This window comes from Streptomyces griseobrunneus, assembly GCF_046713465.1.
GTDB classification, from domain to species: Bacteria; Actinomycetota; Actinomycetes; order Streptomycetales; family Streptomycetaceae; genus Streptomyces; species Streptomyces microflavus.
The window spans coordinates 5,940,293-5,953,417 of sequence record NZ_CP177080.1; the positions used below are offsets into that span (position 1 = coordinate 5,940,293).

Annotated in this window: 12 protein-coding genes; 5 read left to right on the plus strand and 7 right to left on the minus strand. The window is 72.2% G+C overall.

Translation table 11 applies throughout. The annotated features are described in order from the left end of the window. Nucleotides 1–8: 8 nt before the first annotated feature. The 3 genes from ACK8N7_RS27070 to ACK8N7_RS27080 all read right to left on the minus strand — a co-directional run bounded on the left by ACK8N7_RS27070 (nucleotide 9) and on the right by ACK8N7_RS27080 (nucleotide 2,406). Nucleotides 9–869 (minus strand): PhzF family phenazine biosynthesis protein, encoded by an 861-nt coding sequence (locus ACK8N7_RS27070; RefSeq protein ID WP_403208618.1) that lies wholly within the window; start codon nucleotides 867–869, stop codon nucleotides 9–11. 145 nt (nucleotides 870–1,014) lie between these two features. Further along, the gene (locus ACK8N7_RS27075) at nucleotides 1,015–1,494 is read right to left on the minus strand and encodes a lamin tail domain-containing protein (RefSeq protein WP_403208620.1); all 480 of its coding nucleotides are present in this window, start codon (nucleotides 1,492–1,494) and stop codon (nucleotides 1,015–1,017) included. Nucleotides 1,495–1,653: 159 nt separating this feature from the next. Then, nucleotides 1,654–2,406: an SDR family oxidoreductase gene (locus tag ACK8N7_RS27080; RefSeq protein ID WP_403208622.1), complete on the minus strand. Its 753-nt coding sequence runs from the start codon at nucleotides 2,404–2,406 to the stop codon at nucleotides 1,654–1,656. A 153-nt stretch (nucleotides 2,407–2,559) separates the two neighbouring features. On the opposite strand from ACK8N7_RS27080, the gene ACK8N7_RS27085 reads away from it, so the two are divergent. Then, on the plus strand, nucleotides 2,560–4,245 hold the full coding sequence (locus ACK8N7_RS27085) for an alkaline phosphatase D family protein (RefSeq protein ID WP_403208624.1): 1,686 nt from the start codon (nucleotides 2,560–2,562) through the stop codon (nucleotides 4,243–4,245). 15 nt (nucleotides 4,246–4,260) lie between these two features. Here the strand turns inward: ACK8N7_RS27085 and ACK8N7_RS27090 are convergent, their stop codons facing one another. Continuing rightward, entirely contained in the window at nucleotides 4,261–5,256 is a 996-nt protein-coding gene (locus tag ACK8N7_RS27090) for a Gfo/Idh/MocA family protein (RefSeq protein ID WP_403208626.1), read from the minus strand. Nucleotides 5,257–5,344: 88 nt separating this feature from the next. Between ACK8N7_RS27090 and ACK8N7_RS27095 the strand changes: the two genes are divergently transcribed. Beyond that, nucleotides 5,345–6,772, plus strand: coding sequence for a multidrug effflux MFS transporter (locus ACK8N7_RS27095; protein ID WP_403208628.1), 1,428 nt, complete (start codon nucleotides 5,345–5,347; stop codon nucleotides 6,770–6,772). A gap of 24 nt (nucleotides 6,773–6,796) precedes the next feature. On the opposite strand, the gene ACK8N7_RS27100 is transcribed toward ACK8N7_RS27095, so the two are convergent. Continuing rightward, on the minus strand, nucleotides 6,797–8,122 hold the full coding sequence (locus tag ACK8N7_RS27100) for a hypothetical protein (protein WP_403208630.1): 1,326 nt from the start codon (nucleotides 8,120–8,122) through the stop codon (nucleotides 6,797–6,799). A gap of 270 nt (nucleotides 8,123–8,392) precedes the next feature. On the opposite strand from ACK8N7_RS27100, the gene ACK8N7_RS27105 reads away from it, so the two are divergent. Continuing rightward, entirely contained in the window at nucleotides 8,393–9,388 is a 996-nt protein-coding gene (locus tag ACK8N7_RS27105; RefSeq protein WP_500444388.1) for a small ribosomal subunit Rsm22 family protein, read from the plus strand. 5 nt (nucleotides 9,389–9,393) lie between these two features. On the opposite strand, the gene ddaH is transcribed toward ACK8N7_RS27105, so the two are convergent. Further along, nucleotides 9,394–10,254, minus strand: coding sequence for a dimethylargininase (gene ddaH / locus ACK8N7_RS27110; RefSeq protein ID WP_403209081.1), 861 nt, complete (start codon nucleotides 10,252–10,254; stop codon nucleotides 9,394–9,396). Between the two features lie 207 nt (nucleotides 10,255–10,461). Between ddaH and ACK8N7_RS27115 the strand changes: the two genes are divergently transcribed. Further along, nucleotides 10,462–11,091 (plus strand): TetR/AcrR family transcriptional regulator, encoded by a 630-nt coding sequence (locus ACK8N7_RS27115; RefSeq protein ID WP_403208634.1) that lies wholly within the window; start codon nucleotides 10,462–10,464, stop codon nucleotides 11,089–11,091. A gap of 152 nt (nucleotides 11,092–11,243) precedes the next feature. Then, on the plus strand, nucleotides 11,244–11,990 hold the full coding sequence (locus tag ACK8N7_RS27120) for a bifunctional DNA primase/polymerase (RefSeq protein WP_403208636.1): 747 nt from the start codon (nucleotides 11,244–11,246) through the stop codon (nucleotides 11,988–11,990). A 57-nt stretch (nucleotides 11,991–12,047) separates the two neighbouring features. On the opposite strand, the gene ACK8N7_RS27125 is transcribed toward ACK8N7_RS27120, so the two are convergent. Then, nucleotides 12,048–13,052 carry an SCO2278 family lipoprotein gene (locus ACK8N7_RS27125; RefSeq protein WP_403208638.1) on the minus strand — a complete coding sequence of 335 codons (1,005 nt, stop codon included), beginning with the start codon at nucleotides 13,050–13,052 and terminating at the stop codon, nucleotides 12,048–12,050. Nucleotides 13,053–13,125: the final 73 nt, after the last annotated feature.

Genomic DNA, 13,125 nt, shown 5'->3' on the forward strand with positions numbered 1-13,125 from the left:
CCGAGGCCTCAGCCGATCCGGGTGCCCGTCCCGCTGACCCGGACCCGGTCGTCCCCGGCGCGCAGCTCGACCGTGAGGGTGCCGGGGCGGCCCATGTCCGCGCCCTGGTGCAGGGTCAGCACGGCCGTCTCCGGGACGAGCCCCCGCTCGCGTACGTACGCGCCGAAGGCGGCCGCGGCGGCGCCGGTCGCCGGGTCCTCGACCACCCCGCCCACCGGGAACGGGTCCCGGACGTGGAAGACCTCCGGCGCCTCGCGCCACACCAGCTGCAGGGTCGTCAGGTCGAGGCGGAGCATCAGCGCTTCGAGCCGGGCGAAGTCGTACGCCAGGTCCGCGAGCCGCTCACGGGTCGCGGCGGCCAGCACCAGGTGGCGGGCGCCCGCGTAGGCGATCCGGGGCGGCAGGGCGGGGTCGAGATCGGCGGCCGCCCAGTCCAGCGCCGCCAGCGCCTCCGCGAGGTCCGCCGCGCCGATCTCCGTGACGTGCGGGACCACGCTGGTCAGGGTCGCCCGGAGCTCGTCGCCCTCCCTGACCACGGTGACCGGCACCCGGCCTGCGGCCGTGGCGAACTCCAGCGCGCCCGGCCCGTCCCGCTCGGCCAGTGCGACAGCGGTGGCGACCGTGGCGTGGCCGCAGAAGGGCACCTCGGCCCGGGGGCTGAAGTAGCGGATGGTGTACGCGCCTTCGCCGGTCCGCTCCGTGAGGAACGCCGACTCGCTGAACCCCAGCTCCGCCGCGACGGCGAGCATCCGCTCCTCGTCCAGACCCGACGCGTCCAGGACGACCCCTGCGGGGTTTCCGCCGGCGGGGTCGGCGGAGAAGGCGGTGTAGCGAAGGACCTCGGGGCCGTGGCCGTGATCACGTGTCATGGAGCAGTCCAACCCGGCCGCCGCTCCCGGCATTCCCGGCCCGGCTCCCCGTCGGACCGCTGCCCCGGCTCCCCGTCGTACGGCTGCCGCGGTCCCCCCGGGCCGCGGCAGCCCCGATACCGTGAAGAGCCGGCACCGTGAAGCGTCAGTGGCAGTTCTTGATGCCCTTGTTCGCCGAGGTCGACTTCTTCCAGGAGCAGGAGTCCTGGAGCTTCCCGTTCGGCTTGATCAGCCGGGCCTTGTCCCCGGTGTTGTTCCAGACGTACGAGCCGCGGTTCCAGTGCACGGTGCCCGAGACGTTCTTGCCCTTGCCGGTGCGCACCTTCACGGTCTTCCCCGCGCCGATGGTGTAGCTGCCGAAGGTGTAGGTGTAGCCGGTGTTGTCCTTCACCTTGTAGCCCTTGAGCTGGACCTTCTTCTTGCCGTTGTTGTGGACGTTCACCCACTCGGCGTTCAGGGACTTCTTCGACCGGTCGTCCTTGCCGGGACCGTCGTACTGGATGGTGCCGAAGTGCAGCCCGCCCTGGTGGCCTGCCGCCGAGGCCGGTGCTGCCGTGGCGAGGAGCGAGCCGGCCAGTGCGGTGGCGGCGGCCAGGGCGATCGGCGCAGCGGTGCGTATGCGCATGCAGTGTTCCTTCTGTGTGGTTCTGGTGAAGGTGTAACGAGATGCGATCATACGGTCAGTACGCGCTTGCTCACCCTGGAGTGAACGAATCCGCAAAGTCGGTCACCTGGCAGCACGTTCGGACAGAAACGGTCACACCCGAAGCCCTCGGCGGCCCCCTCAGCCCCGTCCCACGTACGGCATGTCCGTCGCCATGACCGTCAGGAACGGGATGTTCGCCTCCAGCGGCAGCTCCGCCATGTGCACCACGGTCCGCGCCACATCGGCCGCCGCCATCACCGGCTCCACGGCCAGTTCCCCGTTCGCCTGGAGGGTGCCGGTCCGCATCCGCTCGGTCATCTCGGTCGCCGCGTTGCCGATGTCGATCTGACCGCAGGCGATCCGGTACGGGCGCCCGTCCAGCGACAGCGACTTCGTCAGCCCGGTGATCGCGTGCTTGGTCGCGGTGTACGCGACCGAGTGCGGGCGAGGCGCATGGGCGGAGATCGAGCCGTTGTTGATGATCCGGCCGCCCTGCGGGTCCTGTTCCTTCATCAGCCGGTACGCCGCCTGCGCGCAGAGGAACGCCCCCGTCAGGTTCACGTCCACCACCGCCCGCCAGTCCGCCGCGGCGAGCTCCTCCACCGGTCCGCCGGGCCCGAACGTGCCCGCGTTGTTGAACAGCAGGTCCAGCCGGCCGAACCGCTCCCGTACGGCGGTGAAGAGCGCGCCCACCTCGTCCTCGTCGGTCACGTCCGTGGTGACGCACAGCGCGTCCGGGGCCCCTGCCGCCGCGGCCGTCTCCGCCAGCGGCTCGGCCCGCCGTCCCGCGAGCGCGAGCGACCACCCCGCGCTCGCGAGGGCGAGCGCGACGGCCCGCCCGATCCCCGAACCCGCACCCGTGACGACGGCGACTTTTCGATCAGTGTTCATGGCCCGGGAGCGTACGGGAGAGATCGGTGCACAGGGCACGCGGTGCTCATCGACCCGCCATGCGGATGTTGTGCACGCGACAACGGCGCGTCGCGCGCCGGCGGTGCGCTGGAGTCCGACAGCATCCGGCAGCATCCGGCAAGCGAGGGGCATATGACATCCGCACAGACCTTCATGACGCCCGGCCATGGTGTCCGATCGACCCCGAACGTCCGATCCGCCGAACTCGCCACCGCCGCCCGGTTATCCCGGCCCGGCCTGGACCGCCGCCGTCTGCTCACCGGGGCGGGAGCCGCCGCCGCGCTCGCCTTCACGATGAACCTCCCCGCCGCGGGCACGGCGAGCGCCGCCGAGCTGGACGCCCGGCGGATCGCCGAGAACCCCTTCACCCTCGGCGTGGCCTCCGGCGACCCGCTCCCCGGCTCCGTACTCATCTGGACCCGGCTGGCGCCCCGCCCCTACGAGCCCGGCGGCGGCCTTCCCGCAGGCCGCGTCCAGGTGGCCTGGGAGCTCGCCCACGACGAGGGCTTCCGCCGCATCGCGCGGCGCGGATCGGTCACCGCCCACGCCGAGTTCGCCCACAGCGTCCGCGCCGACGTCCAGGGCCTCGACCCCGGCCGCGGCTACCACTACCGCTTCCGCACCGGCAGCTGGACCAGCCCGGCCGGCCGCACCCGCACCGCCCCCGCCGCCGGGACCCGTAACAGCTCCCTCACCCTGGCCGCCGTCTCCTGCCAGGCTTACCACGACGGGTACTTCACCGCCCACCGCCACCTGGCCGCCGAGGACGTCGACGTGGTCCTCCACCTCGGGGACTACCTCTACGAGTACGCCGTCACCGCCACCGGCGGCGCCCGCGCCTACACCGACCGCCGCCTCCCCGCGCACTACAACCGCGAGACCGTGACGCTGGAGGACTACCGGCTGCGCTACGGCCTCTACAAGTCCGACCCGGACCTGCGCGCCGCCCATGCCGCCCACCCCTTCGTCGTCACCTGGGACGACCACGAGGCCGAGAACAACTACGCGGGCGACATCCCCGAGAACGACGTCACCCCGGAGGAGTTCCTGCTGCGCCGGGCCGCCGCGTACCGCGCGTACTGGGAGAACCAGCCCCTGCGCACCCCGCAGCGCCCCACCGGCCCCGACATGCGGCTGTACCGCCGCCTCACCTTCGGCAGGCTCGCCCAGTTCGACATCCTCGACACCCGCCAGTACCGCAGCGACCAGGCGTACGGGGACGGCTGGCGCACCCCGGGCCCGGAGTCCGAGGACCCCGCGCGCACCATCACCGGGGCCGCCCAGGAGCGCTGGCTGACCGACGGCTGGCGGGCCTCGGACGCCACCTGGAACGTCGTGCCGCAGCAGGTCACCTTCGCCCAGCGACGCGATGTGCCCACCGCCGCCTACAAATTCTCCATGGACGCCTGGGACGGCTACCCGGCCTCCCGGCAGCGGGTACTGGCCGGCGCCGAGTCCGCAGGGGTCGAGAACTTGATGGTCCTCACCGGTGACGTCCATGTCTCGTACGCCTTCGACCTGAAGAAGGACTTCGACGACCCCGCCTCGCGGACCGTCGGCACGGAGATCGTCACCACCTCGGTCTCCAGCGGCAAGGACGGTGCGGAGCGGCCCGCCAACTGGCAGAACCAGACCCGCGCCAACCCGCACATGAAGCACTACGACGGGCGGCGCGGCTACACGGTGGTCACGCTCACGGAGAAGCAGGCCCGCGCCGACTTCCGTACGGTGCCGGCCGTCACGACGCCCGGAGCGCCGGTCTCCACGGCGGCCTCCTTCGTCACCGAGGCGGGGAACCCGGGGCTCAAGCCCGCGTAGACCCGCGTGAACAGGTCAGCGGTCCGCCGGGTAGCGGACGCCGATGCGGTCCCGTACCGCGTCGAGCGTCCGCATCACCGCGAGCGAACCCTCCAGCGGTACGAGAGGGGACTCCGTCTCACCCGCCAGGACCGCGCGCATCACCTCGGCGGCCTCGTACTGCATGCCCGACAGACCCTGCGGCCCCGGCCCCGAGGTGACCGTCTCCGGCTCCTTGCCGGGGCGGTGCAGCACGAAGTGGTCCGGGTGGAAGAAGTCGCGCGGCAGGTCGATCCGCCCGGCGGTGCCGATGACGGTGGCCGCCGTCGGGTGGTGGCCGACGATCGAGCAGGAGAGCAGCGCGGTGGCGCCCGACTCCCAGCCCAGCAGCATCCCCGTGTTCAGGTCGACGCCCTCGGGGGAGAGCAGCGCGTCGGCCTGGATCCGGTCCGGCTCGCCCAGCAGCAGGTGGGCGAAGGAGACCGGGTAGACCCCGAGGTCCAGCAGCGCCCCGCCACCGAGGTCCGGGTCGCGCAGCCGGTGGCCGGGGGCGAAGTCGCCCGCGAAGCCGAAGTCCGCCTGTACGGTGCGGATCTCGCCGATCGCCCCGTCCCGCACCAGCTCGGTCAGCCGGCGGACCACCGGGTTGAGGTAGGTCCACATGGCCTCCATCAGGAAGAGGCCGCGGTCCCGGGCTAGCGCCACCAGCTCCTTCGCCTCCCGGCTGTTGAGCGTGAACGCCTTCTCGCACAGCACATGCTTCCCGGCCCTCAGCGCCAGCTCGGCCGCCGCGTGGTGCGCCGAGTGCGGGGTGGCCACGTACACCACGTCCACCGCGTCGTCGGCGACCAGCTCCGCCCAGCTCCCGTAGGCCCGGTCGACGCCGTGGCGCTCGGCGAAGGCCCGCGCCGAGGCCTCCGTACGCGAGGCGACGGCCACCACCTCGGCACCGGGCAGCGCCCGCACGTCCGCCGTGAAGGTCGCGGCTATGCCACCCGTCGCCAGAACACCCCAGCGCAATGTCCCGCCCATGCCCGCCCCACCGCCGTAACGAAATCGGTATCGGCCACTCCGGCCGAGCTGAGAGCATAGATGCGGATTCAACGATGTGGAGACGAGAATGCCGGACAGCGGCGGCAGCCGGGCCCAGCGAGAACACATACCCACCTCCGGGACCCGTCCCGGAGCCGAAACCGACAGCGCCGGGCTCACCCCGCACGGGGACGCCGGCGCTCTTTCCGTCGACCCGGGCGCCCCGCAGGTCACCGCCCCCGCCGGCCTCCCGGGCACCCCGGAAGCCGCCCGTCTCACCGCCCCTGCTGCGAAGGCGGCCCGGCGCACCGGGTTCCTGGTCACCATGGTCCTCGGCGGGCTCACCGCCCTGCCGCCGCTCTCCATGGACATGTACCTCCCGGCGCTCCCCGCGGTCACCGACTCCCTGAGCGCCCCCGCCGCCACCGTCCAGCTCACGCTCACCGCGTGCCTGGCCGGGATGGCGCTCGGGCAGCTCGTCGTCGGACCGATGAGCGACCGCTGGGGCCGCCGCAGGCCGCTGCTCCTCGGCATGGTCGTCTACGTCATCGCCACCGCGATCTGCGCCCTCGCCCCCAGCGCCGAACTCCTCATCGGGTTCCGCCTCCTCCAGGGGCTCGCCGGTGCTGCGGGCATCGTGATCGCCCGGGCCGTGGTCCGCGACCTCTACGACGGCGTGGAGATGGCCCGGTTCTTCTCCACCCTGATGCTGATCTCCGGCGTCGCCCCGATCATCGCCCCGCTGATCGGCGGGCAGGTGATGCGCTTCACCGACTGGCGCGGCATCTTCGTCGTCCTGACCGGCGTCGGCATCGTGCTCACCCTCGTCGTCTGGAAGTGGCTGCACGAGACCCTGGAGCCCGGCAGCCGCCACACCGGCGGGGTCGGCGAGGCCCTGCGCACCATGCGGGGACTCCTCGCGGACCGGGTCTTCACCGGCTACATGGTCACCGGTGGGCTCGCCTTCGCCGTCCTGTTCGCGTACATCTCCGCCTCCCCCTTCGTCGTGCAGGAGATCTACGGGGCCTCCCCGCAGACCTTCAGCCTGCTGTTCGGCCTCAACTCGATCGGCCTGATCGCCGTCGGGCAGATCAACGGCAAGCTGCTGGTGGGCCGGATCAGCCTCGACAAGGTGCTCGGCTTCGGCCTCGCCGTCATCGTGCTCGCGGCCGTCGCGCTGCTGCTCATGACCACGGGCGTCTTCGGCGAGGTGGGCCTCGTACCCGTGGCGGCCGGGCTCTTCGTGCTGATGTCGGCGATGGGTGTGGCGATGCCCAACACCAACGCCCAGGCCCTGATGCGTACCAAGCACGCGGCGGGCTCGGCCTCCGCGCTGCTCGGCACGTCCTCGTTCCTCATCGGGGCGATCGCCTCCCCGCTGGTCGGTATCGCGGGGGAGGACACGGCCGTCCCGATGGCGGTCGTGCAGGTGGTGTGCGCGGTGGCCGCGGTCGGCTGCTTCCTGGGGCTGTGCCGCCCGTGGCAGCGCGCGGGACGCGAGGCCGGGGGCCTGTAAGGGTTCCGGGCCCCTCCCGGAGCCTCAGTCGGTACGGGGGTAGCCGATCAGATGCGTCCGCTCCTGCCGGTCCGTCCAGCGGAACACCCCGACCCCGGTCGACTCCGTCCCCGGCAGCCGGGCGTTGCGCGACAGCTGGTCGGTGGTCCAGGTCCCGAAGTCCATCGCGACCGGCAGCCCGCCCCCGGCGAGCGCCTCCGAGGCGTCGCGCACGTTCTCGGCCCCGTACGCGATGCCGTCGTCCGTCACCGTGGCCAGCGTCAGATGGCTGGAGCCGTCCTCCGCCTCGAAGCAGTGGCCCTCCCCGGCCGCCAGGTCGAACGCCAGGTTCCCGGCGATCAGATGGTCGCCCGAAGGGGAGAGGACCGCCTGCGGGTAGAGCCCCGGCTTTATGGCGGGGCGGTGGCACTCCACCGACACCAGCGGCCTGCCGGTCGCCGCGTCGTGCACCGTCCACAGCTCGTGGGTCGCCGCCCGCCGCGCCTTCTTCGCCAGGGCCCACTTCGCCAGCACCCGGTCCGCGGCCACCGACGTCACCACACCGCTGCCCTTGTCGGTGCCCTTGGGCGCCACGTTCCGGCTGAACCAGCCGCCGCGCACCCAGAACTCCCGTGCCCCGCCGACGAGCAGCCCCGCTGCGGTCTGCCCGTACACCTCGGTGAGCTGCTTGCAGGCCGGGCAGCCCTTCGGGTACTTCAGCTCGTCCGCGCTCAGCTCGGAGACCGTGCCCGTGACCGGGTCGACCAGCGTGCTGTTGGCCTTGCCGTCGCTGATCACGATCTCCGGGCCGCTGGTGCTGACGTTCGGGGCGCCGGACCACGGGACCTCGACGCGCTGCCGGGACCCGTCCGTCACGTCGTACATGTCGAGCGATACGAAGGTGGACGCCGGGGTCATCCCGTCGCCGACCTTCCCGTACGACCAGGTCACGAAGTACTGCCGGTCGTTGGAGGTGACCGTGGCGAGCTTCGGGTAGTGCAGCGGGTCCGGCGGCCGCCAGGCCTGCCCGCGCCAGCCGAGCTTCCCGGTGGCGGTGTCGACGGTGCGCAGCCGGTAGCGGTTGCCGTTCGACCGCTCCAGGTAGGCGAGCCGGCCCGTCGCGTGGGAGACGGCGACCTCGGGGGAGGAGCCGATGATCTCCCAGCCCCGGTCGGTGGTGTACTGCGGCGGAACGGTGAGCCGGGTCACCGGACCGGCGCTCGGCATCACCCGCTTCGCCGGGACCGGGGCGGCGCCGTCACCCTTGCCGCCCCCGCCGTCCGGGCTGCCGCCGCAGGTCGCCAGGAGGAGGAGCAGGGCGAGGAAGACCACCCCGCCGACCAGGACCAGCCGCACGACCTTCTGTCTCATGGATCCCCCGGTGGACCGAACCTGATCTCGTGCTGGTGCCTGGTGCCTGGTGCCTGGTGCCTGGTGCCTGGTGCGTTTGCGCCTTTGAGCTTTGCGCCTCGTGCCGAATCTCGCGCGGGTCAGCGTAGCAACCGCCCTCCGGCCGCGTGGAGTTCGCGGAAATCCCGTTCCGGACCGGTTACGAGGTCTCTGCCGCAGGAACCCCGTACCCCTTCCCGCCCGGGCCAAGCGGAATGCGCCCACGGGTTCCCCTCCGCCTACAATTCGGCGGTGAACGTCACCCTCCCCACCGCCCAGTCCCTGCGCGCGGCCCTGGCCGGGCTGCTCGACGGGCTGCCGCCGAAGCAGGCCACGCAGGCCGTCGACCGGCTGATCGCCAGCTACCGAGGGGAGACCCCGACCGGCGCCCCGATCCTGCGGGACCGCTCCGACGTCGTCGCGTACGCCGCGTACCGGATGCCCGCCACCTTCGAGGCCGTACGGTCCGCACTCGACGCCCTCGTCGAGGCCGCGCCGGACTGGGCGCCCGCCACCCACACCGACGTCGGCGGCGGCACGGGCGCGGCGAGCTGGGCGGTGGCCGGGGCCTGGGAGGGCCCGGCGATGACCGTCCTGGACTGGGCCGAGCCCGCCCTCGCCCTCGGCCGGGAACTGGCCGAGGCGTCCGGGGTGCCGGGGCTGCGGGAGGCCCGCTGGGAGCGGGCCCGGATCGGCGCGGCGCTGGAGCTGGCACCGGCGGACCTGGTCACGGTCAGCTACGTACTCAAGGAGCTGACCGCGCAGGCCAGGACCGAACTGGTCGACGCGGCCGCCGGGGCCGGGCAGGCCGTGGTGATCGTGGAGCCCGGCACCCCCGACGGGTACGCGCGGATCATCGAGGCCCGGGACCGGCTGATCGCCGCCGGCCTGCGGATCGCGGCCCCCTGCCCGCACAGCGAGGCCTGCCCGATCGAGCCCGGCACCGACTGGTGCCACTTCTCGGCCCGGGTCAGCCGCTCCTCGCTGCACCGCCAGGTCAAGGGCGGCTCGCTCAGCCACGAGGACGAGAAGTTCAGTTACGTCGTCGCCACCCGTTTCCCCGCCACCCCGGCCCCCGCCCGGATCACCCGCAGGCCGCAGATCCGCAAGGGCCAGGTGCTGCTGGAGCTCTGCACCCGCGACGAGGGCCTGGCCCGCTCCACGGTCACCAAGCGCCACGGTGAGCTGTACCGGGCGGCCAGGGACATCGCCTGGGGCGACCCCTGGCCGCCGGAGGGCACCGGCTGACCAGATCAGCCCCGCAGCTCCTGTGTGCAGCACTTCACGCTGCCGCCGCCCTTGAGCAGTTCACCCAGGTCCATCGGGACCGGCTCGAAGCCCCGGTCCCGCAGCGGGTCGAGCAGTCCCGTCGCCGCCTGGGGCAGCAGTACATGGCGGCCGTCGCTCACCGAGTTGAGGCCGAACGCCGCCGCGTCCGCCTCCCGGGCGAGCAGCGCGTCCGGGAAGAGCCGGCGCAGCACGGCCCGGCTGCCGGGGGAGAAGGCGTCCGGGTAGTACATGATCTCGTCGGCCGCCGCGTCCAGCACGCACAGTGCCGTGTCCAGGTGGTAGTAGCGCGGGTCCACCAGATCGAGCCCGATGACCGGCAGCCCGAAGAACTCCTGCGCCTCGTCGTGCGAGAGCGGGCTGGAGCGGAAGCCGCGCCCGGCCAGCAGGTAGGAGGCGGTGACCGCGAAGTCCCCCTCGCCCTCGTTGACGTGGTCCGGCTCCCGGATGTCGGTGAAGCCGTGCCCGCGGAACCAGTCCCGGTGGGCCTCGGCCTCCTCGAACCGCTCGCGGTAGGCGAACAGGGCGCCGAGCACCCGCCCGCCGATCACCGTGGCACCGTTGGCCGCGAAGACCATGTCCGGCAGGTCCGGGCGGGGGGTGAGCAGCTCGACGGTGTGGCCGAGGGAGCGGTAGCGGTCCCGCAGGTCCTCCCACTGGGTCTGGGCCAGCGGCAGGTCGACGGGCTTGGACGGGTCCATCCACGGGTTGATGGAGTAGGTGACCCGGAAGTGCGTCGGGGCGCACATCAGGTAGCGACGAGGGGTGGCGTCACGGTTCAACTGGGGCTCCTCGCGAACGGCGGCAGGGCCGCGGAACGGTGGGATGCGCACGGTCTGTGCGTGAGCCCATGGTGCGCCGTGCGGGCCGGATCCGCAGTGGACCGATCGGGTGGTTCACCGGATCGTCCTACCGCGACCACCTGGCGGCCCGTGATCACGATGCACGACGGAGCATGCTTCGTGACGAATCCGGCTCCGTGACGAATCCGGCAAGACGATACGTATCGGCTCGTCCGGCGCTAGATTGGCCGCATGGCACCCCACAAGGCACCCGACTCCAGCCGCCGCAGCGACCGCTCCCGCCGGGCCATCTACGACGCCGCCCTCGCCCTCGTCGGCGAGACCGGCTACCGGCGCACGACGATCGAGGGTATCGCCGCCCGCGCCGGGGTCGGCAAGCAGACGATCTACCGCTGGTGGCCCTCGAAGGCGGCCGTCCTGATGGAGGCCTTCCTGGACCTGGCCACCCGGGCCGCCGAGGAGGCGGGCCCGCAGGCGGGCGGCGCCGAATACGGCATCCCCGACACCGGTGACCTGGCCGCCGACCTCAAGCTCGTCCTCCGCGCCACCGTCGACGAGCTGAACGATCCGCTGATGGAGGCCCCCACCCGGGCGCTGACCGCCGAGGGCATCGTCGACGCGAAACTGGGTGCCGAGTTCGTGGAGAAGCTGCTCGACCCGCAGCTCGCGTTGTATGTCACACGGCTGCGGGCCGCCCAGGAGGCCGGGCAGCTGAGCCCCGACGTCGATCCCCGGATCGCCCTGGAGCTCCTGATCGCGCCACTGACCCACCGCTGGCTGCTCAGGACCCTCCCGCTCACCCATGCGTACGCCGACGCGATCGTGGACTACGCCCTCGGCGGGCTGGCCCCGCGACCTTGATCCGTATCCGTTATGTGGTGACATCGGGCGTGATGGTGCTCACTCGGTGCAGTGGTACACGGCCCCGCTGGTGAACTCTGGCCACCACAACCGCAGGATGGTGCGACGATGGACAGGCAACGCTGAGGTGAAATGCTGAGGTGAGGGGATAGATGGGCGCCGATTCCGGCCGTTTCCGCGGCACAGAGAGCAGGATCTCCCAGTGGCTGCGGCGACGTCCCAAATCACCGGGCGCCGAGGCCGAAGGGACGGCCCGGGTGGAGCTGCTCCTGGCGGTCGCCGACGCGGGCATGCCCATCGCCCCCGCCGCCCACCCCCTCGGCTACCGATGTTCGTGCGAGCGCATCGGCTGTCCCACCCCCGCCCGGCACCCCATCTCCTTCGCCTGGCAGACGCAGTCGACCACCGACCACGCCCAGATCGAGCGCTGGGCCGCCAGCCAGCCGCTGGCCAACTTCATCACCGCGACCGGCATGATCCACGATGTGCTGGACGTCCCGCTCACCGCCGGCCGCAGCGCCCTGGAGCGTCTTCTCGCGGCGGGCATCGACGTCGGCCCGGTCGCCCAGTCCGGCGAGGACCGGATGCTCTTCTTCACCGCCACCCGGGGCACCCCCGAGGACGAGGACGAGTGGTGGCCCTGCGAGCTGGACTGCCACCCCGAGACCATGGACGCCCATCCGGGGCTGCGCTGGCACTGCCGCGGCAGCTACGTACTCCTGCCCCCCGCCCGGCTCCCCGGTGAGCTCGACGTCCACTGGGTGCGGGGACCCGAGCACGAGCTGCCCGACCCGCTGACCCTGCTGGAGACGCTCACCGAAGCCTGCGCGCGGTACGCGGGCAGCGCCGAGCAGAGCGAGCTGGACCACGACTCGATCGCCTGGCCCCTGAGCCGCTGATCCGCCGAGCTGTTACGAGAGGGGGAGGGCCCGGGATCCGGGTCCCTCCCCCTCCTCCTACTCGCCCTTGGCCGCGATCAGACCCGGCAGCCGGTTCAGCACCCGCACCCTGCCGCCGGATTCGGACGCCTGCCCGCGCGCGGGCACATGGGCCAGCTGGCTGGAGACCCGCTCCTTGGTCAGGCTGTTGGTCACCTCGCCGGTCATCAGCGCCTTCACATCCGCGTTGACCTCCGGCTTCAGCCCCTTCGCCGTGACCTGCCGCTCGAAGTGCTTGCTGCTGAAGAAGACCAGCGCGCCGCCGTCCTCGGTGCGCAGCCCGAGCGGCCCGAACCCGCCGCCGGTCAGCGGCTGGTCGATGTACTGGTAGGAGAACCCGGCCCGCCGGGTCGTGCGGCGCGTCTCGCGCCACACCGAGGTCGACGTGCCCGGGGCGAACACATCCGGGGTGCCCTTCTGCAGGTACTCGGTGTAAGCGATGCTCAAGTCGGCAGGAGACACGGTCAGTTCACCGTTCTGCGGCTCCACCGGCGTGGCGAGCCCGTCCTTGTCCAGGGTGAACTCCGGCACCTGGGACGGCGCGACGACCCCGAGATAGGACGCCTTCCACAGCGCGTCGGGACCGCTCCGTACGAACACCACCAGCCAGCGGTTGTCCAGCTTCCCGCCGTCCTCGTCCCGGTTGGAGTCGGTGTCCGCCAGGAACCAGCGCGGCCAGCCCGCCTTCTTCGGAATGATGTAGGTGGCGTCCGTCAACTCCAGCGGCTTGTGGGCCTTGTTGCCGCCCGGGCTGTACGTCTGCCGCGCCTTCAGCCCGGCCTGGTTGATCGCCCCGAGCGACCCCGTCACCCGGTCCGCGTCCAGCGCCGGATCGTACGCCTTGTCCGCCGCGTTGTAGGCGGCGGTGAAGTCCTTCAGGGCCTGGGCGGCCTCGGACTCCGTCGCCCCCGGCAGCACTTCCAGCTCACCGTGGACCGTCACACAGCCGCTCGCCGTCAGGCACAGCACTGTCGCCGCCGCGAGCCCCGCCGTCAGCCGACTCACCCTGAGGCCTCTCGTCATCCGTTGCTCTGCGCCTTCTGATCCGTCGCCCGCACTGACCGTCGAAACCCTACCGGGCGGCGAACGGCGTGCG